Below are 26736 nucleotides of genomic sequence, written 5' to 3' on the forward strand. Positions count from 1 at the left end.
TGAAAATTACACCAATGCCGGGGGGAGTGGCCCTCGGGCTACGCCCTCACGCCACTCCCCCCGGCATGTAACACGATGGCCTGGTTTTACGCCGCCGAATGGCCGACTTTTGCTCCGCCGTTGACACTCGAGGTAGCGCTGCGCCAGGGTGCCCTCGACAGGCTGCGCTTCAGCCCAAAGACGTTCGACATTGCCGGCGTGGGGCAAGGGCCCGTCATTGTAGGTAAACGGCCCGCGGTTTGGTACACGCCGGAGCTCGCGCAGGACATTTTCTCGATCACACCCGGCAAAGCAGGTGACGAGGATTCCGCGATTGCCTTGGCGCAAGGAAAGGCTCGGCCTGTTGTCAGCATGGGATGGGCAACGGCACATGGCGACCCGGCCATGCCATTGCCCGCCGAGGGATCCGACTAAATCGACCAGCTCCTGGCTGGGCTTGAGAGCGACTAGGGACATGAGCTCATCCTTTCGCTGCTAGCCCTCCCCCTCCCCTCTTTCCATGCGCCCACAGTGAAGCAGCCGTGGCGTCAGCGAGGTGCCGCCGTCTTTCTCTTCGCTTTGTATGAGCTTCGGGGGGCATCTCTACGCGGCCTGAACTGTTCAGATGAGGAACTGGGGGCGTGCACAGTGGCTGGCCTGGGCAGCGTTGCACCTTGTGCCGGACCCCTAGCGAAATGCTATGGAGTTCAAGGGATTAGCCTGAATCTCGGGCGAAGGACCAACAAGGACCTGCAGATCAGCGTAATGCCGCCGGTGAAGTCAACGCTGCTGTCTATGTGAGTTTGCGGGGGTTGAGCCAGCTACAACTGGCGAGCTACATCTTCTTCTTATGAGCCTTGGGGGGCACCTTCGTAGCGGCCCTCTAGGCTTACCTTGGATGGCGACGGCAGGGTTGCTCCCTCCCCCGCTGCTGTTCTCAGGCAGCATCGGAAACGCACGGAGATCATCGGTCATTCGCTGCCGGATTGAGATCGCCGCTCGGCATAGCGGATGACGAACGCCTCCCAGACGCGTAGCCATTCGGTGTCGGTCCGTGGCTGCTTGATCCCCGGAAAGCCTGCCCGGAACGCTGTCGCCATATCATCGACCGACCAGGGTTTGCCTTTTTCGAGGCCAATCGCTCTAAAGGCTGCCTCTCGTGTTCCGTAGCTCATCGAACCTGCAGGGAAAGCCTGCTTGGGCTCGTCCTTGCCGACCTGAGCTTTCGCTCTTGGCGCGCTGACCGATGATCTCGGTGCCGTTTGATCCGGCTGAGCACCGATGAGCCGCAAGTGTGACCCCACGAGCTTGCGCTCCAGCGGCGCCGGGGACGGGTGAAGCACGACCTTGCGTCCCGAGAGATCGACATTTGCGTTCGGATAGACAGCCGACACGAGCTGCATTGTCTCTCGAACCGTCTGACGAAAGCGCTTGCTGTCGGCATCGTTGCCGAGGTGCTTGGCAAGCTGATCCCAGGATATGACCTGACCCTTGCCTGTGATCCGCGGTAGCCGATATGCCAAATAGGTATAGAGATCGAGCGCCGTAGGGGTGCCCTTCAACTCGCGGATGGCGACTTCGTTGAGCGGTACCGCATGATCCACCAAATGGCTATAGAACGCTTCGGACATCCGGATCTCGCGGGCAAAAGCACCGTTCGCGCCCAAGCTTCCGGCATATTCGTTGGAGATCTTGACGTCTCGGACGGCGAAGGCGTTATCGCCGGCATCCGTCCCGTCCCACCGGATCTGCCACTCGCAAGCGAGCAGACGGTCGACCTGCTCGCGCATGAGGTTGGCCGTGCCGCGCGGTCCGTAGGACACGGTCTGATACCCGAGCCGGCGCATCCACTCGGTGAAGTTGCGGCCCAGATAAACATCACGCGAGCGCTTCGTGACGGCCTGGGAAAGCAAATAAATCAGCGCGACTCGCGGATAGGCTCCGTACGGAACTCCCAAGCTACGGAAGACGGGCTTTCCGTCCACCGTCTGAAGAATAGGCTTGGGATTGATGGCGAGAGCATACCTGCCGTCTTCGCGTAAGATCGGCTGGGTGTCGTCCTTCGGCCGTTTTGTGGGTAGGCTCATGGCGCAGAGCGCGGAATGGAGGAAAGCCGGAACCGGTTCTTCGTCATGAACGCGTAGGAAGGCGTCCATCGTAAGTTGGGTGCCAGCGGCCTGGGCGACCCGGCGAACCCGGTCCTCGCCGCCGTCGAGCATGGCCAGAGCGTATTGATGCCCTATCGGTTTATGGCTGTCACCGCTCATGCCTTTGCCCTTCCCCGACTCACGGGCTCTGATTGGCTCCTTTCAACAGCTTCGGACGGCTTTGGCAAGCATGTTGGCAGTTTCAGCGCCGGCAGCAGGGCGAAACCTCCAAATTTACCGATGATGTCGGTGCGGTTTGCCCCCTCCCCTTTTCAAAATTGAAAAACGATTCGCCCAATCGGATTTCTATAGGGATTCGAGTCTTTAGGTATGGGCTCCGAGATCATCGGTCGGGTCGGAACCGAGATCATCGCTTTCCGGCACCGAGTTCATCGGCTCGCACCGACATCATCGGCGGTTATCCACAGCCCTGATCCCCACAACGGCCTGAGCGCTCGGGAACGCACTGGCCGCGGAAAACCGCACCGAGATCATCGGTCGCTGCCGCAAGTCAGGAGCCGGCGAACTCTCGAAGCCCCAGAACGGCTCGGAGATCATCGGTGAAGTTGCAAGGTTGGTGGACAATTCTTGCTCCAAACTGCCAACGACGGTAGAGATTGGCTTCAATCTCACAAAGTGGCGGCCATGGCGAGCGAACAAACCTTAGAAGCACCTCAGGACGAACTGCTGGATGACGGTCTCGGCCTATTGCACCGGCGCGCGCTCACGATCCTGAAACGGATCCGGGACAACGCAATTGATCCAGAGACTGGCGCGAAGAAGGGGCCGTCCTTCCCCATCTCGAAGGCGGCGGCGCTGGTTAGCCGCACGGCTTCTGCAATCCGCGAGGCCGAACGGGACGGCCGCCTGCCGGCGCGGGGGCGGACAGCGTCCGGTCACCGGGTGCAATATTCACTCGAGGAACTCGACCATATGCGCGAGGTGTTCGGTACGCGGCCGTGGCGCTCGCCTGAGGACGTGCCGGCCATCATTTCCGTGTCGAACTTCAAGGGAGGTGTGGGCAAGTCGACGATTGCACTTCACCTAGCGCAGCATTTCGCCATTCGTGGCTATCGCGTGCTGTTCATCGACTGCGACAGCCAGGCAAGCTCGACGATGATGTTCGGGTATCGACCTGATATCGACCTGTCAGAAGAAGACACGCTTTACGGACACTTCCACAACCCCGAGCTGCTCGGGGTTCGTAAGATCATCCGCAAGACGCATTTCTTCGGACTAGATTTGATCCCTGCCAACCTCAAGCTCTACAATCTCGAATACGAGATCGCGGGCTATCTGGCGCAGAACCAGAGCTTCGACATCATCGACATGATCGCGCAAGCGATCGATGACGTGGTCGACGACTATGACGTCGTTGTCATGGATCCACCGCCAGCCCTCGGCATGGTCTCCATGGCTGTCCTCCAGGCGGCGAACGCGATGGTGATACCGGTTCCGCCGAGCGTGATTGACTTTGCGTCAACCGTTTCCTTCATCGACATGGCGCGCACTACCATGCGGCAGCTGGAAAAGCTCGCGGGGAGGGTGAAGCCGGCATACAATTTCATCCGCCTCGTCGGAAGTAGGGTGGACGAAAGCAAATCGATGCAAAGCGAAATCCTGACCATGATGCGTCAGGTTTTTGGAGGTTCGATGATCAGTTCGGTGCTGCGTACGAGCGCCGAAATCGACAACGCAAGCTCTCGCATGAAGACCGTTTTCGAACTGGATCGACCGGTCACTTCCCACGAGGTCCACAACCGCTGTGTGAAGTACCTGAACGAGGTCTGCCTCGACATCGAGAAGGATGTCCTGCGCACCTGGCAGAGCCGGGCAGGGGAGGTGGCGTGACATGAATTGCCACGTGGCAACAACTCGAAACACGTCAGTATATGAATATGTTACGTCTGGCGCGGCGAGGCACACGCAGTGGATCACCCGCGACGATGAACGCCGGTTGCCACGTGGCAACGCAACCCTCGCCAAGCGGCTTTCAGGCCAAGTTGCCACGTGGCAATCGCGGCAGGGTGGAACAATTTCAAGTGGGATAAGCGATGATGTCCAAGGGTAACAGAGGCTTCGGCAGCAGTCTTACTGAGGGTCTCGACGAGGCAACCGACGTCGACACCGCTGCGCCGGCCGAAGGCATTATGGCGAGCCGCAGCCAAGCCTTGGCCCGCATCGCATCGGGCAAGGTGGTGACAGACCGTACCGAGTGGGTCGATCCTGCGAGGTGCCGGCCGTGGCGACTTCATAATCGCGATCTCGACCATCTCAATGAAGAGACCTGTCGCGATCTCATTGACGCTTTTCTCTCGGCGAAGAAGCAGCGCATTCCGGCAATCGTCAGGAGGCTGCAAGGCGATCCCGACTTCGATTTTGAAATCATCGCCGGGGTGCGGCGCTGGTGGACGGTCAAGTGGCTTCGTGAGCATCACCATCCTGAATATGACTACCTCATCACGATCCAGTCGGTTTCCGACGAGGAAGCATTCCGGGTCTCGGACATCGAGAATCGTTCCCGCAAAGACATCTCCGATTGGGAGCGGGCGAAGGAATATTCACGTGCCCTGGCGGAGTTCTACAATGGCTCGCAGGCCGAAATGGCAGAGCACCTCAAAATATCTCGCTCGTGGCTCAGCCGGCTGCTCGACGTGGCGCGCCTGCCGCAGTCCATCGTAGCCGCCTTCAGCGATCCTCACGATATCACCGTGCGGATTGCCCGCGACGTTAAGCCGCTCTCAGTTGACGCGAAGATGTTGCCGTTGATGGAGGCAGAGGCGCGGCTGATCGAGAGCGAGCGAGCCGATCTCGGAGCCAAACTGCCGGGCGCCGAGGTCGCCAAACGGCTCGTGCGCGCGACTGTCGCCCCAAAGCAAAAGGGTGGCGCGGAAGTGGAGCTTAAGGCGAGGAACGGGAAGGCGATGTTGCGCTATACGCGGGGCAGCCGCGGCGGCCTGTCCTTGAAGGTACTGCCACGCTCGGGTGCTTCGACCGACGAGGTTCTGGAATCGATCCGCAGCCTGCTTGAACCTTGAGCAAAACCGGCGGACTGCGACTCCGGAAGCGCTAGCCAATGCGACCGGAGTGGAGGTCAGCGGCTCGCAAGAAGCGCGTCTATGCGCTCCATCTCCTGGTCGAAGGCGACAAACGCCTCGGCCAGGTCCCGGCGTGGGGGCAGGGGAGGGGGCTCCTTTGGAGGTCGGCCGCGTTTGGGCGCCACAAAGCCAAAGTCGACAGCTAGATCTGCGGCAACGAAGATGCGCCAGGAACGCCGCCGCGTAATCTCGACGAGAAGCTTGGCCGAGGCGGCTCGTGCTAGGAGCTTGCTCGCGCCAGCAAGAGTCAAGCCGAGCGCGCCAGCCACCGATTGCGGCGAAAGCACCGGATGATGGCAGCTTAGCGCAGCAAGGGCGGGAAGCATGCCTGGCCGATACTCGGCCATAATCTTGCGCTGCGCATCCCGATAAAGCCTTTCGAGTCGATCGAGGCGATCAAGCCCGGCAATGGCGGCCGCTTCAACCGAGCGAACGGCCGCTTGCCAGTCATGGTCCGCTGGCATGCGTTTGAGGCGCAGCGCCTTGGCCCCTCCCGCGAGGCAAGGCAGCGGCGTCGTCGTCAGATCGTAATCGCGCAGCGCGAAGGCCAGGCCTAGCCATGGCTCGATGGTCGCGTCGATGCGGGCATGCTGGCGAACACGCTCGAGGGCCCGGACGAGGGCTGGGTGCTCCGTGACAAAATGCGGTTCCGTTACAGCTACCGGCAGTTTGTCACGCCAGGCGAGCCGATCAGGCTCGCGCAGCGCCTGCGCCCACGCCGGGAAGCCGTCGAATACATCCACGTTGGTCGCGCGCCGCGGCCGTTCTGGAATATGGATGCCGCAGCCCCAGGAAAATACGTCGATTTCGTCGATCTCCGCCGCCTGCAGGTGGAGCGCCCGCGCATAGCCCGACCAAGCAGCTCGGCGCGCCCAGGCGGATGCGGCTGAACTGACGCAAATGCGGGCATCGAGGCGCGAAATTGCCGCTGTACACGACGCTACGCTTGCAACCATCCGCGGGCTGTAAGTGGGGCCGAAGCGGGCCGGCGAGGAAGGTGCGGGCATAGCCAACAGTAAACCGAACAGGCATCTAAGTAAATCGTGCCGAGATACACAGTGGTGATAATAGGTCGTTATCAACACTGGTGGGCTGCGGACCGATCGTGTAAGACGCCGCAGCAATATCAAGGCGCCAGAAGGAAACCCGTGAATTTCGATGATGATCCGATCCGCAAGGCGATGCGGGACCTGAACGGCACGTCCGATATCATCCGCGCCGCAACGCAGGCGGGAAGGAACGCCGATGTCCTCGCTAGGGCGCTGAAAGGGCAGCGACGCCTTGACGAGATGCTTAAGCTTCGACCGACGATCTTCGAAGAGATGGCGGCGAATCACAAGCGCATCACAGACATGCTCGAGCGCCGTCCCAACATCATCGAGGAGATGGCCCGCCGACAAAGCGAGTTCGATAAGTTCGTTTCGAGCGGCGGCTATGCGCAAGCGACCGGTCGCCTTTCCGCCTTCCAAGAGGCGCTCGCGAGCGTCGAGCGGCTCGACAAGCTCCTGCCGAAGGCTGACGTTTATCAGCGCATGCTGGGTGCGCGCCCGCTGATCCCCGATACGGTGGCCGATGCTCTGGCGCGTGGTGGCGCGCTTGCGCCCATGCTCGAACGGCTCGGCACCGCGGCCGCGCTGGACCGATCGATTGTAGAGCAGCTTGCCGGTGTCGAGGAGTTCATTGCTGGCACGAATGCCGCGCGCCTTTCCCGCGCCGCGCTTTCGTCGAACTTCCCGGACCTCGTGCCTGAGCTGCGCTTTCCCACCGCGGCCGAGATCGCCGCAGTGGACCTTGCCGGAGTTGCGGGGGTGGGTGATCCGGCAGGGGAGTGGGCGCGTGCGACCGCCGCGCAGATGGCGGGCATTGAAACCCCCTGGGTGCGCGATGATCAGCCCGAGCTTTCAATCGAGGGTTATGCCGCTTTCAAGGGCATGACCGAGATTGTGGCGCGCACCAGTCCTGCCGCCCCTCGAGCCACCCAGCTGGTGCGCGCCGAGCTTGGCGACTATCGGCGCGAGGATCAGGGCGACGAAGCGGTCGACGACGCGATGCTGGCCTCAGGCCTGCGCATCGCGCGGGGCTTCGACATGCGCTTGGCCAGCCTGCCGATGGCGCTCGTGGGCAATATATTCGTGCCCTTTGGCATGGTTCCGGAAGCACCACCCGAAGCCGACCCCGATGAGCTCGATGCGGTCATCTCCTTGATGTTCCGCCAGCTCGAGCGCCGGCTGCGGGCCTTCATCGATCGGTCGATGAAGGCCGGGGTAGGGGAGAAATGGATCCGCCAGCGCGTCCACAAGAATATCCGCGAGGAATGGGAAAGACGGCGCCAGGCCGATGTGGACGCGCAGCGCGCACCTGGAGAGCTATTCGACTATGCCGATTTCGGTGACTATCGCGGCATCATCGAACGTGGCGAGAATTGGCGCGACGTGTTCCAACCGTTCTTCAAGGTGAAAACGTCAATCGGCGAGACGCTCGGCCGCCTCAGCGTCATTCGCAATCCAGTCGCGCACGTGCGGCCTTTGACCGTCGAGGATCTGCTCGTGCTGCGTGTCGAGGGCAACCGCCTGTACCGCTGGATGGGTGAGCCCGTGCCATGATCGATAGCGCAATCCTGGCACCCCAGGGCGAGACCGATCGCCATGGCAGTCTGGCGGTTGTCGCGGACGTCCGCGAGCTGGTGGGTCCAAGAGCACCGATCGACGAGGCGCTCGTTGCCGCCGCCGTTCGAGGATGGTCTGCGAACACGCGCCGCGCCTTCCGTTCGGACCTGACTCTCTGGGGCAAATGGTGCCGTCAGAACCGGATCGCGGCCGATCGCGCCGATGCCGCGCTCGTGGCGTCCTGGATCCGCGCTCTCGCCGGCATCGACGACAGCAGCGAGACTCAGCGGGCGATGGCGACGATCGAGCGCTACATCGTCAATGTCGGTTGGGCTTACCGCATGGCTGGTCTTCCCGATCCAACGTCCATGCCGCTCGTTCGGCTTGAGAAGAAAGCGGCGCGCAAGGCTCTCGGCGTCAAGCAGCGACAGGCCCGAGCCATTCGCTTCAAAGGCGAAATATCGGACCTGGACAGCCCGGCCGTGGGGGTCTGTCTCGCTCATCTCGTCAGAGCGTGCCGGCGCGACGAACTGGGCCTTCGCGATGAGGCATTCCTGCGCGTCGCCTACGACACCGGGGCGCGGCGGTCTGAGCTCGTGGCGATCGATGTCGACCATGTCGAAGGGCCAGATACCGAGGGGGCGGGCATTCTCTTCATACCTTCGTCGAAAACCGACCAGGTGGGGGAGGGGGCCTACGCCTATCTTGCGCCCAAGACGATGGCGGCGATACGCCGCTGGCGCGACAAGGCCGATGTTCGAAAAGGCCCCCTATTCCGGCGGGTCGAAACCCATTTTGACGGGTCTGTAGCTGCTATAGGCCGAAACCGTCTCCATCCCAACAGCGTCACCTTGATTTACCGGCGGCTGATACGAGCGGCCTGGGAACGCAAGCTTCTGGGTGCGATGTCTGAAGCCGAGCTTGAGCGCTGGGTGGCCGCGGTTTCGTCGCACTCGATCCGTGTAGGCGTGGCCCAGGACAATTTCGCGGCCGGGGAAGGCTTGCCCGCGATCATGCAGGCTTACCGCTGGCGCGACCCGAAGACGGTCATGCGCTATGGTGCGCGTCTCGCGGCCAAGAGCGGCTCCAGCGCTAGACTGGCCAAACGTTTCGCTGATTGAGCGAGCTGATCGACCCAGCCGAACGACGTTCTGGTCGTGGTTGCGCTCTCGTCAGGCAGCCTTGAGCCAGCTTACATCTTTTGCATCGTCGCTCGGGCCAGCCGTGAGGCCGCCGGTCATTTGATGCCCGGCGGTCTCAACCGGCTCGGGTCAACCCGTGGCAGGCAGGCGAACCTCGAAGGTGCTCCCTTCGCCCACCGCGCTTCTGGCCAGCACGATCGAACCGTCATGAAGCTCCACCAGCTGTCGAACCAGCGCGAGGCCGATGCCGAGACCGTCTTGCGTTGCACGCGCGCCACCTTCGATCTGCTCGAAGATCTCGAAAATTCGGCTCTGCTGCTCGGCCGGTATGCCAACGCCGTTGTCGGTGACCTGCAAGAGCGCCGAGGACCCGTCCCGGCCGACACTGAGATCGATCCTTCCGCCCGGCGGGGTATATTTCACGGCATTGCCTACGAGGTTGTTGATGATCTGGGTGATCCGGGCCGGGTCCGCATCGAGCCAGATGGGCTCCGGCGTCACGTCGAGATGGAGCGCGTGCTCTGCCTCCTCGAGGGCGGGCCGAACCGCCTCCATTGCAAAGCCGAGAACCTCCTGAAGATGCAAGCGCTCCTTTCTCAAGGATATCTTGCCCTGATCGATCCGCGCGATGTCGAGGAGATCTTCGACCAACCGGGTCACATGCTTGAGACTGCGGCGCATGCCGCTGCGGATTTCGCGCGCCAGCTCGGTTCCTTCGCGCTTTTCGAGGAGCTCGAGTCCACCGCTCAGCGCCATGATCGGATTGCGGAGCTCGTGACCAAGCACGGCGAGGAAGCGGTTCTTCTGCCGGTCGGCTTCCTGAAGCGCTTTCGTGAGGCCTGCGAGTTCGTCCCTTTGTGCGATGATCTGCCGCCGCTGACCGTAGAGATCGAAGAAGACATTGGCCTTGGAGCGCAGCACGTCGGCTTCGATCGGCTTCTGGATGAAGTCTACGGCGCCCGCTTCATAGCCGCGGAAGCGCCGGGTGACGTCGGCGCTGCCTGCGGTAACGAAGATGATCGGGATATGACGCGAACGCTCGTTGGCGCGCATGATTTCGGCGAGTTCGAACCCGTCCATGCCGGGCACGCGAGCGGTGTCCGCCGTTCACGCGCTCAGTTTGCGGACGTCGATTTGTTTGGACGCAGCTTCAATGCTGATCTCGAAATGATCGGTCTGGACGACATCGATGATTCCAGCCGGCCGATATCCAACGACGTTCGTGCCGCCCCGATGGCGCAAGCTGTCATAGGCAATGCCGGCTGAGGCCGACGCGCGAATTGTCTCGCCGAATGCCTGTGCTCCGGCATAGCTGTTCGGGAGATAGGCATCGGGATAGGCTGACTGCTGGCCGCAGATATCTAGGTAATTGCCGACCAGCGTGGCGCTGTAGGAGCGATAGGTCCGTGCCATGGCCTCTACCGAGCGCGCCACCGTTTCACGCCGCAGATGATGTCCGACCTCGGCCGCAGCCGTGACGATCGAGGCCGACGCGTACCAAGCGCCAAGATCGGGACCATTGAACCGCATGCCGCCGGGCGCGACATGGAGAAAGGATGCCATGATGATGCTCGCGTTGGGACGGCCATAAACCCACTGATCGCGAGGCAGGCGATCGATCCGTTCGGCCACCAGGCGGTCGTTCGTCCAACCGGCAAGCTCCATTACGGCAGCCGCGTCGGCGGCTGTCGCCACCGTGTCGAACAGGCCGATGGGGGGAAAGCGCGACGGCACAAGTCGATACGCCGGCCGAGGCGCGGGCCTGTAGTCGGTCACCCGAAGACGATTTCGCTGTCGCTGTAGGGAGCGAAGCCTTCGTCGGCGGCGTTCGGAGCCATGTAGATGCCGCCGCGCGCACTATCGAGGAAACGGCGCACGGTCATCAGCCCGTCCTGGGTGCCGCTCGTCAGCAGATCAATCGGCGGATGGCCGCCGAACACCGGAGCGTCGTGAGGCTGGCGCAGCCAGTCGATGCCTTCATGCTCGTCGGCGAACAGCACGCCCAGCGCCTGATGAATGCCGAACAGTGCCGAGATCCGGGTAAGCACGTCGACATCGAGGGTGATGGTCCCATGTTCGCGCGCCTGCTTGCACCAGCTATGATAGGTCGATCGGGAGGGATAGCCGAGCACCAACCGGCGCTGTTCCTCGTTAAGCCCCCACAGGTCGGCAATCGCGACGAAGGTCCGCATGGCAGGTGCGCTCAGGCGGCGTCGATTGGCCGGCGCGAAGCGGGACAGGTCCAGGCGCGGCGGAAGTTCCGCCGTCTGGCCGCCGCCTTCAATCGCGTTCCTCGCCATTTGCGCCTCCTGAACGGATTTGGATATAGTCCAAATCTGGACAGTTCGCAATTGCGCGAGTGCTTGTCGCGAATGGCTGGGGGGAGGGGCGACGGCACGAGCAACCAACGCCCGTGCCGCTCCATCCATCGATCCAGCATGTCGGGCGACACGCGCAGTCGACACAATACCAGAACAGCGCTGAACGGCATCGAGACCGCTAAGCGGGACAGGTTTCCGCCGCCATAATAGCGCCCGTTGCCGATGGCGATCTGAAGGGTGCGAACCCTGACGGTCTGTCCATCGTGCGAGACGGTCGCCCGGAACGGACGGACCGCGCGCAGCGCCCGGAGCGCCGCAATGATGTAGCTCCACCGGCCAAAGCGGCGTTTCGCCTCGCGAGTCAGCGCCTGCGCCAGGTCGGCGCTGAGCCCGATGCTGGCCACGTTGAAGAAGAGGTGTCCGTTTGCTTCACCCAGGTCGATCTTCGATGTGCGCCCTATGGTGGGCAGCGACACGCATTGCTCCAGCGTGCAACCGCCAAGGCCCAAGGTCCGCGCGAGATCGTTCGCGGTGCCGGCCGGCAGCAGGGCGAGCGGCAGGCCCGTTGCGAGCAGGCCTCGCGCGGCCGCATTCATCGTTCCGTCGCCGCCTGCGACCATCACGAAATCCGCGGCGTCGCCCTGCTGGGCGATCCAGGGGCTGACCTCCTCGGATGTCCTGCTGTCGAGCCGAGTGACCGTGCAGCCCTGGTCGGCGAGCAACCGGTGCGCTGCCTCGCCCATCGCTGCGCCCGACCGGCTCAGAGCATTGATCACGAGCAGTGCGCGCGTTGGACGAGACGCCAAGACCATTCCTTTCCAAATGAGCGGCGCTTGCATGCGGACGAGGCAAGGGCAGAAAAAAGACGCCGGCGGGAAGGCAGGGGGGACGTCCCCGCCGGCAAGGTTGTTCAGGCCGGGTGCGCGGCCTGGTCCCTCGTCTTCCATAGCGACCAGCCGATGCCGGCCGCCAGGATCGCGAAGGTGACCGAAAGCGAAGCCACGGGCGGGATCTTCGCCAGCCCCAGAGCGTCGGCGACGAAGATCTTGGAGCCAATGAACACAAGCAGGATCGCCAGCGCGTACTTGAGATAGTGGAACCGGTCCACCATCGCGGCCAGGGCGAAATAGAGCGCCCTGAGGCCGAGTATGGCGAAGATGTTCGATGTGTAGACGATGAACGGATCGGTCGTGATGGCGAAGATCGCCGGCACGCTGTCGACGGCAAAGACCACGTCGACGATTTCGACCATGAGCAGGGCCAGCATGAGCGGGGTCATGAACCAGGCCTGCTTGCCGGTGGCGGGGTCTGCCTGCTTCACCCAGAAATGCTCACCATGCAGGCGGTCGGTCACGCGGAAATGCCGGCGCACGAACTTGAGCACGGGATTGGCCGCGACGTCATATTCCTTGTCGGCGAAGAGCCACATCTTGACGCCGGTGAAGATCAGGAAGGCCGCGAAGACATATAGCACCCAGCTGAACTGCTCGACCAGCGTTGCTCCGACGCCGATCATGATCGCGCGCAGGACGATGACGCCAAGGATGCCCCAGAACAGCACGCGATGCTGGTAGAGGCGCGGTACGGCGAAATAGGTGAAGATCATGGCGATGACGAAGACGTTGTCCATCGCCAGGCTTTTCTCGACAACGAAGCCGGTCAGATAGTTCATGCCCGCGGTTGCGCCCATGTACCACCAGACCCAGCCGCCGAAGGCGAGGCCGAGCAGGATGTAGGCCGCGGACGTCACCAGGCTTTCGGTGACGCCGATTTCCTTCGACTTGCGGTGCACGATGCCGAGATCGACCGCGAGCATGACGATGACGATTCCCAGGAAGCTCAGCCAGAGCCACAGCGGCTTGCCGAGCCAATCAACAAACAGGAAATCCATGTGTCTCTCCTTTCGCGGCCGGCAAGCGGCCGCGTTTGTCCCTCCGACATCGCAGACGGTCAGTCTGCCAGCGGGGCCCGGCGGGAAGAGTGACGGCGGCCGCGCGGGGCGGCGCGCCGCCGATCAGTCGAAGAGCTCTTCGAGAAAGCTCTTTCGGCGCTTCTGATAAGGCGGGTGGTAACCGCTTTGATGGGGCGGACCGCTCCAGCCGGGCGACGTCTGGGCAGCCGCGGCTGGTGGGGCGGGCGGGGCCGCACTGCGCTCGATGATCTTGTCGAGCTCGCCGCGGTCGAGCCACACGCCCCGGCAGGAGGGGCAATAGTCGATTTCGATGCCTGAGCGCTCCGACATCTGGAGCTCGGTTCTGCACGAAGGGCAAAGCATGATCAGTTCTCCTGGCGCTGGCCGAAGAAGGTCAGCAGCAGCTGGAAAAGGTTGACGAGATTGAGGTAGAGCGAGAGCGCGCTCATCACGGCGAGCTTCTCGGCGGCTTGCGTGCCGCCATAAGCCAGATAGTCCGACTTGGCGCGCTGGGTGTCGAACGCGGTGAGCGCGGTGAACACGATCACCCCGACGATGCTGAGCACGAGCTGCAAGACGCTCGAGGCGAGGAAGAGGTTGACCAGGCTCGCGATGACGACGCCGACCAGACCCATCAGCAGGAAAGTCGACCATTTCGAAAGGTCGCGGCCGGTCGTGTAGCCCCATAAGCTCATCGCGAGGAACATCGAGGCGGCGATGAAGAAGGTCGTCGCGATGCTCTGCCCGGTAAAGACCAGGAAGATGCTCGCCATGGAGATGCCCATGACCGCGGCGAACGCAAAGAACGCCGTTCGGGCCCCAGCCGTGCTCATGCGCTCGATGCGGAAGGAGAAGAAGAGGACAAAGGCCAGCGGCGCGAACATCGCCGCCCATTTGAGCGGCGTATTGAAGATCGGCTCATAGATCGCCGGGCTCGAGGCGACGCCGAGTGCGACCGCGCCGGTGATGGCGAGGCCGAGGCCCATGTTGCGGTAGATGCCCAGCATGTGCCGGCGCAGGCCGGCGTCAAAGGTTGCCGTCGCCGCGCTCGCGGCATGCGCGTTCGCAGATGGGTAGGATCTGTAACGCTCCATCGTCACACTCTCCTCGGTGTTCGCGCGAGGGCAGCGAGCCGGTCCTTCAGGGCCAGCTTGAGCTTCTTCAGGCGCATGATTTCGAAGGGGTTGGGGACCGTATGGCGCTGCTCGGCGCGAAGCGCTTCATCGATCCGCTTGTGCATCTCGTGCAGACGGAAGGCACGCCAGTTCATTGTATATCTCCTCTAGTCACAAACCATGGGTTCGATCGGAGAGCTGACGGCATTTCGGCGATGATAGGGCCCGCTTGCATGCCATCGGAACGTCCGATGTGGTCCGACATCGCACGACAGGACTTCTCGCCGCTGCCGTGCCAGAGGGGCCCGGGCCACGTCATGTAATTAGCGAAGGAGCGGTGTTCTCGCCAATCGATCTCTCCCCTCTCGGTGATAGGATTAGCCTATCGGCTTACGCGCCTACGATTGTCAGCGCCTCGCATCGGACGCATTCCGCGATACGGGCATAGGCGTCGGCAAAGGCGGCGCCGTGCCGCCAGGCCGCGGCGATGCTGCGGGTCGGTTGCCAGTTCTTGACCTCCAGCACTTTGACTCCGGCGCTGCCGCCTACTTCCGAGCGGATATAGAGATCGGGAAGTATGGTGAGCGCGAGGCCCGTCGCCGCCATCTGCCGCAGGCTATCGAGGCTAGTGCCCTCGTAATCGCGCAGCAGCTCCATTCCGAGTTCCATGCAGAAGCCAGCGACCTGCCGATGGAGATGGTGCGCTGAATGAAGGCTCAACACCTGCGCGCCCTTGAGGTCGCTTTTGCGAAGGACCGGCCGCTGCGCAAGGGGGTGGTCCGGCGCGGCCACAAGCCGGAGCCGTTCGCGAAAAAGCGGCTCGACTATCGCCCCTTCGCCGGCGATCGGCAGCGGACCGAGCAGCATGTCGAGCTGACCGCGCGCCAGCTCGAGCGCCTGTTCATCCGGAATGCCCTCGCGGATATAGAGCCGCAAGCCCGGCTGTTGGCGGTGCAGCGCCAGGATCACGTTCGACATAAGATAGGGCCCTAAGGTGGGCGTGACGCCGAAGCGGATCGTGCCGGCGTTGCCTTCCTGCGCGCGCCTGGCGAGCTCGCGCATGTCTTCCACGGCCACCAGCACGCCGCGCGCGCGTTCGGCAAGCTCGCGGCCGATGGGCGTTAGTTCGACACTGCCCTGATTGCGTTCGACAAGAACGGTTCCGAGGCGCTGCTCGAGCGCGCGCAGCTGCTGGCTGAGCGAGGGCTGAGAGACGTGACTGGCCTGCGCGGCTCGACCGAAGTGGCGCAGGTCCGCGAGGGCGACGAGATATTCGAGCTGGCGGAGTGTCGGCATGACAGGACGATAGAGCGAAACTATCGCGTGGCTCAATCCTCATTGGCGCTGTCTCTTCTCGTCAGCTAGGTCCCCGCTTCCAGTTCCACTGGAACTTCCCGGGCTGCTTCGCCGCGCGACACGGTGAGCTTGACGACATTGCCGACCTTGCGGTCGTCGAGCTTCGCCAAAAGCGCGCCGAGGCTGTCGACATCTTCTCCGTCGATCGCGGTTATGCGGTCTCCCGGCACGATCCCGCCCGGTGTCGCCGTGATGCCGACAAGGCCTGCGCGGGCCGCGGGCGATCCGGGGCGAACGCTTAGGACATAAACCCCTTCCCGTCCGGTGATCGCTTGCAGGCGTTCGTTCACCTGCTCGTCCGCTTCGACGCCGAGAGCCGGCCGAACATAGCGGCCGCTTTTGATAAGTTGCGGGACAACGCGCATGACGGTGGCGACCGGGACCGCGAAACCGATGCCTGCCGATGCGCCTGACGGGCTGAAGATCGCCGTGTTGATCCCGATCAGGCGTCCGCTCGAGTCGAGCAGCGGGCCGCCCGAGTTGCCGGGGTTGATGGCGGCGTCGGTCTGAATGAGATGTTCGATGCTGGGTCCGCCGCGCTCGCTTGGCAGCGATCGGTCGAGCGCAGAAATTATGCCGGTGGTGAGCGTCCAGTCGAGCCCGAACGGATTGCCGATGGCAAAGACCTTCTGTCCGACCTTCAGATCCTCGCTGGTACCGATGGGAACGGGTGCCGGGCGGCGCAGCGCAACGCCGATCTTGAGCAGCGCAAGATCGTGGCTCGGGCTGGCGCCGACCAGCGAGGCGCGGAACTTGCGACCGTCGGCAAGTTGGACCGTCGCCTCCGAGGCGCCCTGGATCACGTGGAAGTTGGTGACGACGTGCCCGGCGCCGTCCCAAATTAAGCCGGACCCTGTGCCGCGCGGGACGGAGAATACATTGCGCGACCAGGCGTCCTCCACCAGCTGGGATGTCGAGATATAGACGACCGATCCGCGGGCCTTTTCGAACAGGGCTATGGTCGCCTTTTCATCGCCGGCAAGGTCGCCCCGCGCCGTTACAAGCCGGGATGCGGGATCCGCTGGAGCCATCGGCTGCAGGACGCGCCACAACAGGATCAGTGCGGCGGCGCAGGCAGTGACGAGAAGACAGCGGCCGATAAAGCCGAGTTTCGCTGTTTCAGGGCTCATTCCTGAAGACATGTTGCGCCTCGGGGAATTGCGTCAAGTATCTCAGATCCCGATTGTTGCAGGCGAGCTGCCGCGAGGCTCGCGACTTGCGGATGGTGGCGGGGTGAATGGCATGCTCCTGCTATGAGCGAACGTTCCGCGCCGCTCGGACGATCGACGTCCATGATACGCTTGATCGTCGTAACGTCTGTGCCCTGACCTTGACCCCATGGTGAAGCAGCGTTCGCTATCGGCCCACTGCCGCGTACTTGTGAAATCGTGAGGTGTTGGTCAGAGGATCTGCGACGTAGATCTCGGCTTCGAAGACAGAGAAAGGACGATCATGATCGGCAAGATTCTGGGTGCGATTGCGGGCGAACGAGCGGCCAAGCACGTGCGGGGGCTCGGGGGCCCCGGCGGAGCGCTCCTTGGCGCTGGCGCAGCCGCGCTGATACGGCGTCTGGGGCCGCTCGGCCTCGTTGCGGTCGCTGTCGGCGGATATGCGCTGAAGCGGCACCTCGACGCCAAGAACGCCGAACAGCCGGGGGCAGATGGGCAGGACAACGAGATGCCTGCCAATAAAGCCAGTCAGCCCGGTCAAGCGTAAGCTCTATATCGCGCCTCTGGCGGCCCAGAGATCAGGCGCAGCCAGTGACTCCTGTTCCCGGTCCGCGAGAGCGATAACTTTCGTAAAAGCCTCATGCTGCGACAGCCAGACCTTGCCTGAGAGGCCGTCGAGCAGATGCGAGCGCTCGAGCGCGTCCATGACCGGGCCTTTGACTTCCGACAGGTGCAGGCAAACACCGGCGTCGGCAAGACGCCGATTGATCATCTCGAGGCTCTCGAGTGCGGAGGCATCGATGGCGTTGACCGCCGAGCACATCAAGATGAGGTGCCTCACGTCACGTTTTTCGGCGATTTGTTCGAGAATAAACTCCTCCAGCCACCGAGCGTTGAGATAGGTCAGGCTCTCATCGATGCGGATCGTGAGCACCCGGGGGTCTGTGAAAACCCTATGGCGCGCGACATTGCGAAAATGCTCGGTTTCAGGAACGCGGCCGACGATTGCAGCGTGCGGTCGTGACGCCCGCCAGAGATAGAGCGCCAGGCTGAGACCGACGCCGGCGATGATTCCCGCCTCGACTCCGACGGCCAGCGTCAGAAGGATCGTCGCCAGCATCGCTGCGAAATCGGGTTTGGAATAGCGCCAGATCTCGACCGGTTTCCTCAGGTCCACCAGACTGAGAACGGCGACGATGATCGTCGCGGCGAGCGTGGCAATCGGAAGCGCGGCGAGGAGCGGCGTCAGGAAGAGGGCGGCGACGAGAATGCCGGCGGCAGTGTAAACGCCGGCGGCCGGCGTTTGCGCTCCGGCGTCGAAATTGACGACCGAGCGTGCGAAGCCGCCCGTCACCGGATAGCCGCCGGTGAACGCGGCCGCGACATTGGCGGCGCCCAGGCCGATCAGTTCCTGGTCCGGATCGATCTTCTGGCGCCGCTTGGCGGCGAGTGTCTGGGATACAGATACGCTCTCGACGAAGCCAATCACCGAGAGAAGAAGCGCGGGAATAGCGAGCTGCCGCCAGAGCTGCGCGTCGAACAAGGGCAGCGTGAGGGGCGGCAGGCTCTGGGGAATCTGGCCGACCACCCGGACGCCCTTGTCCTCGAGTTCCAGCGCGAGGACGGCGAGCGTTGAAGCCGCGACAGCCGCGATCGGACCGGTCTTGGCGAGAAGATCGGCGACGCGAGGCGCGATGCCGAGGCGGATCAGCAGAGGCTTTGCTCCGCTGCGCACCCAGAACAGGAAAGCGCAGGCGCTGACGCCGATTGCGAGCGTGGGCGGATGGATCGAGGCGAGATCGCTAGCAAGTCCGGCAATAAGCTCGGGCAAGGTGGCGCCCCCGCCGTCGACGCCGAGCAGCGACTTCATCTGACTTGCTGCAATGAGAATGCCGCTCGCGGTGATGAAGCCCGAGACGACTGGATGCGAGAGAAGGCTGGCGAGGAACCCCAGTCTGAGAAGGCCCATCGCCAGCAAGATCAGTCCTGATAGCAGCGCAAGTATGAGCGCGGCTGCGATGAAGCGCGGGCTTCCCGGCGCTCCAATCGCGCTGGCGGCGGTCAGCGTCATCAAGGAGATTACGGCGACCGGCCCCACCGCCAGAGTTCGGCTCGTGCCAAAGGCGGCATAGGCGAGGAGGGGCGCGACCGAGGCGTAAAGCCCGATTTCGGGTGGGAGCCCCGCGAGCATTGCATAGGCGAGGCTCTGGGGGATGAGCATGATCGTGACGATCGCCGCCGCGGTCATGTCGCTTGCGAGCGTGGCCCGGTCATAGCCGCGTGCCCAGGCGAGCGCCGGCAGGTAATGCGCAAGCTTCGCCATCACGCGCCGATCGGCTGCGGCCTGACCATCCATTCCCGGCCTTTGAGCATCCCATGCCAGTAGACCGGGGGCAGGATCGTGTCCTTGAGGAGCCAGGAGAGCCGCGAGGGGCGGGAGCCGTCGATCAGCCATCCTGGGAAGCTCGGCAGGAGCTTGCCTCCATAGCCGAACTCGGCGAGCACGATCTTGCCGGCCTCGACCGTCAGGGGACAGCTGCCATAGCCATTATAGGCCGCGGCTGGCGGCCGGCCGTCGAGCGCTGCGAGCGCGTTGACGGCAACGACCGGCGCCTGGGCCCGGGCGGCCGCCGCGGTCTTCGCGTTCGACGCCGAGCAGGCGTCCCCGAGGGCAAAGATGTTCGAGTATTGCGGGTGACGCAGCGTCGTCTCGTCGACTTCGACAAAGCCCGACGCCGCGGCGAGCGGACTTTCGCGGATGAAGTCGGGCGCGACCTGCGGTGGGACGACATGGATCATGTCGAAGCGCTCGGCCGCGCGCTGCGTGCCTTTGCCGTCGGCTCGTTCAAATACCGCCGTCTGTCGGGGTCCGTCGAGCTCCACCAGCCTCGAGCCGAAATGCAGATTTATGCCGTAGCGCTCGACATAGTCCATGAGCGCTGGGACATAATCGGGCACCCCGAACAGGACGCCGCCGGCTGTGTGGAAATGCACGTCGGCGGCGCCGAGCACGCCGGCTTTTTCCCAGCGATGGCAGGAGAGGTACATCGCCTTTTGCGGGGCGCCGGCGCATTTGATCGGCATCACAGGCTGAGTGAACAGCGCCCTGCCGCCCTTGAAAGCTTTGACGAGCCGGTGCGTATAGGGTGCCAGGTCGTAGCGGTAGTTCGACGTGACGCCATTACGGCCGAGCGTTGCGGCAAGACCGGGGATGGCGTCCCAGTCGAGCTTGATGCCGGGGCAGACGATCAGGACCTTGTAGCTGAGCCGCCGGCCGTCCTGCAGCATCACCTGATTGGCATCGGGCTGAAAGCTGCGCGCCGCTGCCTTGACCCAGTGCGCGCCTTTTGGAATCAGCCGCGCTTCCTCGCGCCGGGTGACCGCGGCGTCGAACACGCCGGCCCCGACCATTGTCCAGCCAGGCTGATAATAATGGTCTTCATTGGGCTCGACGACCGCGAGGCGCAGATGGTCCCGCCGCTTCAGGATGCTGGCGGCAGCAGCTATTCCCGCGCTACCTCCGCCAACCACCACGATGTCATAGTCCTCTTCCGCCGCACGCTGCCGGGCCCGCCCCGCCATTTCCGCGAGCTTTTCCGACCGTGCTCCCGAGCGGCAGTAGGCCAGGACGGGCGCCGGAAGCCTGTCGAGCGCCTTGGCCATGGCCTCGGCATCCGCATCGGTCAGCGCGCCGGCGACGGCGGGAACATGGACGAAGGCCAAGCCGGCGCTTGTCGCCGCCTGCTCGATGCTGCGAGCGGGCGGCTGGCCGGGTGCTTCACCGTCCGGGCGATTGCAGATGATCGAGCGGAACCCCGCTGCGGCTATGTCGGCGATATCCGCTGCGGTGAGCTGCGGCGCGACGCTGAGCGTCGGAGAAAGCTGCTTGATGGTAATGCGGACGTTTCCCAAAAAAGGCGTGCTTACCGCGATGTCAGGCGATGCAGCGCCATGCCCGCGAGCATGGCGAGCAGGAACGGCGCGGCTGCTGCAGGCGCGAGCGCGAGATTGGCCACGGCGGGGCCCGGACACAGGCCGGCGATACCCCAGCCCACACCGAAGAGAATGGAGCCGATCGCCAGCCGGCGATCGATGCGGCCAGTATCGGGGAGGTTGAAGGTTTTTGCCGCGAAGGGCCGGGCCATGCGGCTCTGGACCCTCCAGGCCATGGCCATCGGCACGATGGCGCCGGCCATGACGAAGGCAAGCGTCGGGTCCCAGGGGCCGAGCAGGTCGAGAAATGCCCGCACGCGCATCGGGTCGGTCATCCCCGAGACAGCCAGGCCCGCGCCGAACAGCGTGCCGCAGAGGAGGGCGATGAGCGCGCGCATCAAAGCGTTCCTGTCAGGCGCATCGCCGCCACGGTCGCGAAGCCGCTAGCCATGAAAAGCGCCGTGGCGACGAGCGAGCGGCGCGAGAGCCGGGAGAGGCCGCATACGCCATGGCCGCTGGTGCAGCCTGAGCCGAGCCGCGTGCCGTATCCGACGATCAAGCCGGCGACCAGCAAGAGGGGTGTTGTAGGGAAATGCGCCGGAGCCACTTCCGCGGTCGCTGCGAGAAGCCACGCGCCAAGGGGAAGGCCGAGGACAAATGCGGTCGCCTCGGCCCAAGGCGGCCCGGCGTCGGATAGTTTCAGAGCGCGGGCCGCGAGGCCGCTTACGCCCGCGATCCGACCCAGCGCCAGCAGCATGACGGCTGCGGCCAAGCCGATCATCAGGCCGCCAATAAATCCCGCCAGCGGCTGCGCATGGGAGAGGGCCGGAATCATAGCTGATTCACCGGGAGCTTGAGATAGCTGACGCCATTCCCCTCGGGGGGCGGCAGATGCCCCGCGCGCATGTTCACCTGGACGGAGGGAAGGATCAGCCGAGGCACGGGGAGCGTACGGTCGCGGCTCTCGCGCATTGCGACAAATTCGTCTTCGGTAATCCCGTCATGCGCGTGAATGTTCGCGCGCCGCTGCTCGGCGACGGTCGTTTCCCAGACATAGTGCCCGCGGCCCTCGGGCAGGTAGTCATGGCACATGAAAAGGCGGGTCTGCGGCGGCAGCTCGAGCAGGCGCCGAAGCGAGCGGAACAGGGTGCGCGCGTCACCGCCGGGAAAGTCCGCCCGAGCCGTCCCATAGTCGGGCATGAACATCGTGTCGCCGACGAACACGGCGTCGCCGATCACATAAGCGACGCAGGCTGGTGTGTGGCCCGGGACATGGAGAACCGTCACCGAGAGCTCGCCGATCAAGAAGGTGTCACCGTCTTTCCACAGCTGGTCGAAATCGGACCCGTCCCGCTGGAAGTCGCTGCCGGCGTTGAACAGCTTGCCGAAAGTCTCCTGCACCGTGCAGATGTGCGCGCCGATCGCGATTTTGCCGCCGAGCTTCTGTTGGAGATAGGGGGCCGCCGAGAGATGGTCAGCATGGGCGTGGGTCTCCAGGTGCCAGTCCACGTGCAGCCCGGCCTCTTGCACATGCGCGATGATCCGGTCGGCTGCTTCATGCGACGTGCGTCCCGACGCGGGGTCGAAGGTCAGCACGCTGTCGATCACGGCGGCGCGAAGCGTCTCCGGATCATGGACGACGTAAGTGACCGTGAAGGTCGGCTCGTCGAAGAACGCCGCGATGACGGGAACGCCCGCTTGCGCAGCGGTGATCTGCGTTGCGGCATGGGCAAGAGCGGGGTCGGTCATGCGACTCTCCTTGATTTCAAAGTTACAATAATCATGTATGTAACCGATCATAGATCGTCAACGGCTTGCTTCGTCGGGCGGGCATCTGCAGGAGGACCTCATGATTGAAGCAGCTGCCAGCATGCCGTCGGCGATCCGGATCGGGGATGCCGCGCCGGATTTTCAGGCGCGCTCGACAAGGGGCGAATTCCAGCTTTCCAAGCTCCGCGGCCATTGGGTGCTGCTGTTTTCGCATCCGGCCGATTTCACGCCGGTCTGCAGCACCGAATTCGTGGCGCTGGCGCGCCGGCAAGCCGAGTTCGAGGCGCTGGGATGCAAGCTTGTCGGCGTGTCGGTCGATAGCCTCTACGCGCATATCGCCTGGGTGCGGGCGTTGAAGGACCTCTTCGAGGTCGAGATCGGTTTCCCGATCATCGAGGATCCCAGCATGGCGGTGGGCCGCGCCTACGGCATGATCGGCGAGAACGCGGCCGACAGCATGGCGATGCGCTCGACCTTCTTCATCGATCCTCAGGGGGTGGTCCGTGCCACAACCGCGTATCCGCATAATGTCGGCCGCTCCGTCGACGAGCTCCTGCGGCTCTTGCGCGCTCTCAAGTGCGTCGATGAGAAGGACGTGCTTACGCCCGAGGGCTGGACAGAGGGCGAGGCCGCGCTCCTGCCGGTCGACGATCAGACGAGCGGCGCGCGCGACTGGTTCTGCCGTTTCGAGCCGCAGCCATGACTCCACTCTTCGAAAACAAGGATGCTGCATCGGCCGCAGCCGACAAGCTCAAGGTCTTCGCCCAGCCGCAACGGCTCATGATCCTCTCCTGTTTGCTCCTCGGTGAGCGTAATGTGGGCGAGATTGCTCAGGCGACGGGGATCGGGCAGCCGGCGCTGAGCCAGCAGCTGGCCGAATTGCGCCGGGCAGAGCTGGTGAAGGCGCGCAAGGCGGCAAAGCAGGTGTGGTACACGCTTGCCGATGAAAGCGTCGAGCAGTGCGTCAGCAATATCGAAGCCATGCTCGGCGGCGCCGCGCCGACAATCCGATCCGGTCAACAAAGCAACAGCGCTGCTCCTCACGGCGTGGCGAGCTTCGCTCGAATCCTTTAGCGAGCTGCCCGGTGATCCAACCTCGCAAGTGCTGAGGAAAGACCAGATACCGTTCCGCCAGGAGCTGTTTTCCTATAGGCCCGGGATGCAAGAGCCAAGGCGATGAACTTTCTTGCGCGGACCTCCATATTCTCGGGCACCCGTATTCACGGCTAAAGTGTCGATCGCGAAGATATAGCTCACGGCGTTGCTTCTGAACCTGAAGCTCCTGCAGACAGATATTGGACCGCTACGGGCAACCTACTGTCACTCGTCTTCGGCATGCGCTTAAGCAGATATATTCTCTTTCTTCCTTATCTGCTACGCGGCAAGGGCGCGCTCATGCGAGGCTGGGCTGCAGCATTTGTTCTTGTCGAATGAAGGGGGAAGTCGGCTGATGGTGCGATCGGATTTGCTCAGGTGCTTGGGTCAGGACAATCCCGAGCTTGCTGCTGCCGATATCGAACGTCTTGTCGACCTGTTCTTCGACGCAATCGCGCGGCAGATGGCTGCCGGTGGGCGTGTCGAGCTGCGCGGGTTCGGCGTCTTCGAAGCGCGGTGGCGCCGCGCGCGTGCGGGCCGAAACCCGAAAAACGGGTCGACCGTCGCGGTGCTTGGCAAGCGTGTTCCCTTCTTCAAGGCGGGTAAGACGCTCCGCGCGCGCTTGAACGGCGATGCGCATGCTGACTGAGCGACGAAGCGCATTTAGGATCGGTTTTCAGCCGATTGTCGCTTGATCGCCATGGCAAAACAGTGACAACGGGCGTCGTTTCTGAGGAAGGCACGCCCCTGCCGCGAGTCCGGAAAACAGAAACACCAGGTGGGGACTGGCCCGACCTGGTGCTCGATATTCCGTGTCGAGGGCGCTTGGCGATGCCAGTGGGGCCGATTCGACTGCTGTTATGGTCTTGCGCGTGAATGGCTGAAAGTCAAGTTCCTTATCCCTATCTCCCGGCGCAAGTGGACGCGATTCGCGCCTCGCTGTCGGAACCGAGGTTCGGCGCCTACCTTTCCAAAGGTGGCAATGACACGGGCTACGCGCTGGCGCTCTACCTCTACAATGCCCGGCTCGCCAAGGCGTTCCTCTATCCGCTGCACGTGGTCGAAGTAACGCTGCGGAACGCGATCGATGGTCTTCTCGTAAGTCGCTACGGCCAGACCTGGCCGCACGAGGCGGCGCTGCGCGATGGGCTCCTGACAGATGCCGGACGAGCGACGCTCGACAAGGCGATCGGACGCGCGGGCGCCGGCGCATCGCGGGGGCAGATTGTCGCGGAACTCACCTTCGACTTCTGGTCGCATTTGCTCCGACCCGAATACCACGCCCTCTGGCGCACGGCGCTCAACATCGTCTTCCCGCATGCGCGGCCGCCGGTCGGCCGGCACGAGGTCCAGGGCCTGGCAAGGTCGATCAACCGGTTTCGCAACAGGGTCGCGCACCATGAGCCGATCCTCGACCAGAATGTGGGTGACCTGCAGGCCAAGATCGTCGAGTTGATCGCCTTGCGTTGCCCGGAAACGGCAGCCTGGACCCGCCACCATACGACCATCGGACAGGTGCTCCGGACGCGGCCGCGAAACGGCCGCGGGCACGGCGAGCTTCTGTCGTCGAAGCTCGCGCCCGAGTTTGTCCCGGCGACGCTCGCCTCGAGCCTCGAGGACGTGATGCGCGCGCTCGATCGCGGCCGTCCGGTTGCGATCTGCCTCGACGATGACGGGCGTCCCGTCGCGGCTTTTTCGGCCCTAGACATTACCCGCTACATTCTGGCCGACGCGGACCGGAATGCCGGCCTGTTTGCGCCGGCCGAGCGGACCGTCGCGGACATGCTCGCCGGGATCGACGCGCCGGCGCGCACGGCGGTCATGCAGGAGGACGAGCCCCTTGCGCTGGCGGTCGATACGCTGCGGCGGCCGCGCGTCGACATCCTGGTCGGGGTTGGGGCTGGCGATGGGCGTCCCACGGGGACGATCATGCGCGCGCATCGGCGCTATTAGCCCATTCGCCCGTCGCGCGGGTGACCGCCGCCAGCTTTATCCATCATCCGGGGCAGCGCTGCGGCCGATCGCGTCACAATTGCTTGAAGCTCATGCGGCCGATCTGCATGCTGGTGACAAAGCGGCATTTGCAAGCAAGGAGGCATGCGTCATGCACAGGGTGATCGAGGCTGGCGATGATGTCATCGCGCTCGAGGTTTCCGGAAAGATCACGGGCGCCGATCTCGACGCCATGATGGACCGGCTCGACCAAGCGATGGCCCATCACGAGAAAATCCATATATTTGTCGAGACGCGCGGCATCGACGGCATCGAGCTCACCGGCCTTCCGGGCTATGTGGCGCGCGCCATGCCCCTTTTCGGCAAGCTGACACGGTTCGGACGCGTGGCGGTCGTTGCCGACCAGACATGGGTGCGGATCGGCACCCGGGTCGAGAGCGCGGTTCTGCCCTTTATCAGCTACAAGACTTTCGAGCCGGCGCAGCGCGAGGAAGCACTCGCCTGGGTCAAGGGCGCGCCTTCCGCGGCCTAGCAGGATGGCTGATCGCGCTCGAGGCAGCGTCGGCCACTCAACGCGCGGCTGTGGGTCGGCGCCTCGCGGCGGTCTCGCAACGGGTCGGAGCGCTTGAGATGCACTGCCATCCGTACAACTCCTAATGATGCACGAGAAATGATCCTTTTATCCGGCGGCTCGACGATCACGTCGCGTTGGAGCTGGTACGGTGCCCGATCTGGAGTTGAACGAAGAAGGTCTCGGCGAGCTCGTCGATGCGTTCTACGCCCGCGTGCGGAAGGATCCGGAACTCGGTCCCATATTCAATGACGCCATTGGCGACTGGCCCGAGCACCTGACGAGGCTGCGTGCCTTCTGGTCCTCGGTCATGACGGGCAGCGGGCGGTACAAGGGCCAACCGGTGCCCGCTCATCTCAAGCATCGCGACCGGCTGTCGCCCGCCTTGTTCGAGCGGTGGCTCGCGCTCTGGGCGCAGACCAGCAACGAGCTGATGAGCCGCGAAGCCGCGGCCGCGCTGCAGGCCAAGGCCGCGCGCATCGCCGAGAGCCTCCAGCTCGCCATGTTCTTCCGGCTGGAGCGCCAGCCGGACCACCATTCCGCCTGAGCCGCGGTTGCAAACAGGATTG

Annotated in this window: 28 protein-coding genes and 1 pseudogene; 10 read left to right on the forward strand and 19 right to left on the reverse strand. The window is 63.7% G+C overall.

The annotated features are described in order from the left end of the window. Positions 1-129: 129 nt before the first annotated feature. Positions 130-456, reverse strand: a pseudogene (locus BRX37_RS27675) (DUF7146 domain-containing protein); the annotation flags it as partial. Positions 457-950: 494 nt separating this feature from the next. Beyond that, a complete protein-coding gene (locus BRX37_RS22350) occupies positions 951-2246 on the reverse strand; it encodes a replication protein RepA (RefSeq protein WP_069336927.1) in 1296 nt (431 codons plus the stop codon). A 525-nt stretch (positions 2247-2771) separates the two neighbouring features. Here BRX37_RS22350 and BRX37_RS22355 point away from each other — a divergent pair. After that, a complete protein-coding gene (locus BRX37_RS22355) occupies positions 2772-3977 on the forward strand; it encodes an AAA family ATPase (protein ID WP_069336926.1) in 1206 nt (401 codons plus the stop codon). A 206-nt stretch (positions 3978-4183) separates the two neighbouring features. Continuing rightward, positions 4184-5164 (forward strand): ParB/RepB/Spo0J family partition protein, encoded by a 981-nt coding sequence (locus tag BRX37_RS22360; RefSeq protein ID WP_069336930.1) that lies wholly within the window; start codon positions 4184-4186, stop codon positions 5162-5164. A 56-nt stretch (positions 5165-5220) separates the two neighbouring features. On the opposite strand, the gene BRX37_RS22365 is transcribed toward BRX37_RS22360, so the two are convergent. Then, complete coding sequence (locus BRX37_RS22365) at positions 5221-6231, reverse strand: hypothetical protein (RefSeq protein ID WP_170828674.1); 1011 nt, start codon at positions 6229-6231, stop codon at positions 5221-5223. 141 nt (positions 6232-6372) lie between these two features. Here BRX37_RS22365 and BRX37_RS22370 point away from each other — a divergent pair, with 141 nt between their 5' ends. Continuing rightward, on the forward strand, positions 6373-7827 hold the full coding sequence (locus BRX37_RS22370; protein WP_069336925.1) for a Swt1 family HEPN domain-containing protein: 1455 nt from the start codon (positions 6373-6375) through the stop codon (positions 7825-7827). Then, positions 7824-8951, forward strand: a complete 1128-nt coding sequence (locus tag BRX37_RS22375; RefSeq protein ID WP_125989545.1) for a tyrosine-type recombinase/integrase — start codon at positions 7824-7826, stop codon at positions 8949-8951. Before BRX37_RS22370 ends, BRX37_RS22375 begins: the two co-directional genes overlap by 4 nt. A gap of 150 nt (positions 8952-9101) precedes the next feature. On the opposite strand, the gene BRX37_RS22380 is transcribed toward BRX37_RS22375, so the two are convergent. From BRX37_RS22380 to BRX37_RS22455, 16 genes are all read right to left on the reverse strand, one after another. Beyond that, entirely contained in the window at positions 9102-10052 is a 951-nt protein-coding gene (locus BRX37_RS22380) for a hybrid sensor histidine kinase/response regulator (protein ID WP_081331678.1), read from the reverse strand. Between the two features lie 27 nt (positions 10053-10079). Beyond that, entirely contained in the window at positions 10080-10748 is a 669-nt protein-coding gene (locus BRX37_RS22385) for an RES family NAD+ phosphorylase (protein WP_099232165.1), read from the reverse strand. Further along, on the reverse strand, positions 10745-11272 hold the full coding sequence (locus BRX37_RS22390) for an MbcA/ParS/Xre antitoxin family protein (RefSeq protein WP_069336918.1): 528 nt from the start codon (positions 11270-11272) through the stop codon (positions 10745-10747). The genes BRX37_RS22385 and BRX37_RS22390 overlap by 4 nt, the downstream gene beginning before the upstream one ends. After that, positions 11176-12069 carry a diacylglycerol kinase family protein gene (locus tag BRX37_RS27460; RefSeq protein ID WP_278985973.1) on the reverse strand — a complete coding sequence of 298 codons (894 nt, stop codon included), beginning with the start codon at positions 12067-12069 and terminating at the stop codon, positions 11176-11178. Before BRX37_RS27460 ends, BRX37_RS22390 begins: the two co-directional genes overlap by 97 nt. 134 nt (positions 12070-12203) lie before the next feature. Continuing rightward, positions 12204-13184, reverse strand: coding sequence for a TerC family protein (locus tag BRX37_RS22400; protein WP_021224327.1), 981 nt, complete (start codon positions 13182-13184; stop codon positions 12204-12206). 123 nt (positions 13185-13307) lie between these two features. Further along, positions 13308-13568 (reverse strand): TFIIB-type zinc ribbon-containing protein, encoded by a 261-nt coding sequence (locus tag BRX37_RS22405; RefSeq protein WP_069336917.1) that lies wholly within the window; start codon positions 13566-13568, stop codon positions 13308-13310. 2 nt (positions 13569-13570) lie between these two features. Beyond that, positions 13571-14299 carry a Bax inhibitor-1/YccA family protein gene (locus BRX37_RS22410; protein WP_069336916.1) on the reverse strand — a complete coding sequence of 243 codons (729 nt, stop codon included), beginning with the start codon at positions 14297-14299 and terminating at the stop codon, positions 13571-13573. A 2-nt stretch (positions 14300-14301) separates the two neighbouring features. Then, positions 14302-14475 carry a DUF465 domain-containing protein gene (locus tag BRX37_RS22415; RefSeq protein ID WP_021224324.1) on the reverse strand — a complete coding sequence of 58 codons (174 nt, stop codon included), beginning with the start codon at positions 14473-14475 and terminating at the stop codon, positions 14302-14304. 235 nt (positions 14476-14710) lie between these two features. Beyond that, positions 14711-15616 carry a LysR substrate-binding domain-containing protein gene (locus tag BRX37_RS22420; RefSeq protein WP_069336915.1) on the reverse strand — a complete coding sequence of 302 codons (906 nt, stop codon included), beginning with the start codon at positions 15614-15616 and terminating at the stop codon, positions 14711-14713. 65 nt (positions 15617-15681) lie between these two features. After that, entirely contained in the window at positions 15682-16806 is a 1125-nt protein-coding gene (locus BRX37_RS22425) for a S1C family serine protease (protein WP_202968921.1), read from the reverse strand. Positions 16807-17032: 226 nt separating this feature from the next. Further along, on the reverse strand, positions 17033-17386 hold the full coding sequence (locus BRX37_RS26900) for a hypothetical protein (protein WP_164522511.1): 354 nt from the start codon (positions 17384-17386) through the stop codon (positions 17033-17035). A 9-nt stretch (positions 17387-17395) separates the two neighbouring features. After that, positions 17396-19168 (reverse strand): SulP family inorganic anion transporter, encoded by a 1773-nt coding sequence (locus BRX37_RS22435; RefSeq protein WP_318276869.1) that lies wholly within the window; start codon positions 19166-19168, stop codon positions 17396-17398. After that, entirely contained in the window at positions 19168-20742 is a 1575-nt protein-coding gene (locus BRX37_RS22440) for a bifunctional protein tyrosine phosphatase family protein/NAD(P)/FAD-dependent oxidoreductase (protein ID WP_069336922.1), read from the reverse strand. The genes BRX37_RS22435 and BRX37_RS22440 overlap by 1 nt, the downstream gene beginning before the upstream one ends. Before the next feature lie 26 nt (positions 20743-20768). Next, entirely contained in the window at positions 20769-21176 is a 408-nt protein-coding gene (locus BRX37_RS22445; protein WP_180275705.1) for a DUF6691 family protein, read from the reverse strand. Then, positions 21176-21613, reverse strand: a complete 438-nt coding sequence (locus BRX37_RS22450) for a YeeE/YedE family protein (RefSeq protein WP_069336911.1) — start codon at positions 21611-21613, stop codon at positions 21176-21178. Before BRX37_RS22450 ends, BRX37_RS22445 begins: the two co-directional genes overlap by 1 nt. Further along, positions 21610-22527, reverse strand: a complete 918-nt coding sequence (locus BRX37_RS22455) for an MBL fold metallo-hydrolase (protein WP_069336921.1) — start codon at positions 22525-22527, stop codon at positions 21610-21612. Before BRX37_RS22455 ends, BRX37_RS22450 begins: the two co-directional genes overlap by 4 nt. 100 nt (positions 22528-22627) lie before the next feature. Here BRX37_RS22455 and BRX37_RS22460 point away from each other — a divergent pair, with 100 nt between their 5' ends. The 6 genes from BRX37_RS22460 (at position 22628) to BRX37_RS22485 (ending at position 26714) form a co-directional block, all read left to right on the forward strand. Continuing rightward, on the forward strand, positions 22628-23251 hold the full coding sequence (locus BRX37_RS22460) for a peroxiredoxin (RefSeq protein ID WP_021224316.1): 624 nt from the start codon (positions 22628-22630) through the stop codon (positions 23249-23251). Further along, positions 23248-23622 carry an ArsR/SmtB family transcription factor gene (locus BRX37_RS22465; protein ID WP_069336910.1) on the forward strand — a complete coding sequence of 125 codons (375 nt, stop codon included), beginning with the start codon at positions 23248-23250 and terminating at the stop codon, positions 23620-23622. Before BRX37_RS22460 ends, BRX37_RS22465 begins: the two co-directional genes overlap by 4 nt. Positions 23623-23998: 376 nt before the next feature. Next, the gene (locus BRX37_RS22470) at positions 23999-24292 is read left to right on the forward strand and encodes an HU family DNA-binding protein (RefSeq protein ID WP_069336909.1); all 294 of its coding nucleotides are present in this window, start codon (positions 23999-24001) and stop codon (positions 24290-24292) included. Positions 24293-24561: 269 nt separating this feature from the next. After that, the gene (locus tag BRX37_RS22475) at positions 24562-25596 is read left to right on the forward strand and encodes a hypothetical protein (RefSeq protein WP_234893070.1); all 1035 of its coding nucleotides are present in this window, start codon (positions 24562-24564) and stop codon (positions 25594-25596) included. A gap of 151 nt (positions 25597-25747) precedes the next feature. Beyond that, the gene (locus BRX37_RS22480) at positions 25748-26128 is read left to right on the forward strand and encodes a SpoIIAA family protein (protein WP_069336920.1); all 381 of its coding nucleotides are present in this window, start codon (positions 25748-25750) and stop codon (positions 26126-26128) included. Between the two features lie 190 nt (positions 26129-26318). Continuing rightward, the gene (locus BRX37_RS22485; RefSeq protein ID WP_069336907.1) at positions 26319-26714 is read left to right on the forward strand and encodes a group III truncated hemoglobin; all 396 of its coding nucleotides are present in this window, start codon (positions 26319-26321) and stop codon (positions 26712-26714) included. The last annotated feature ends 22 nt before the right edge of the window (positions 26715-26736 follow it).

Source organism: Sphingomonas sp. S-NIH.Pt3_0716 (assembly GCF_003950715.1).
GTDB classification, from domain to species: domain Bacteria; phylum Pseudomonadota; class Alphaproteobacteria; order Sphingomonadales; family Sphingomonadaceae; genus Sphingobium; species Sphingobium yanoikuyae_A.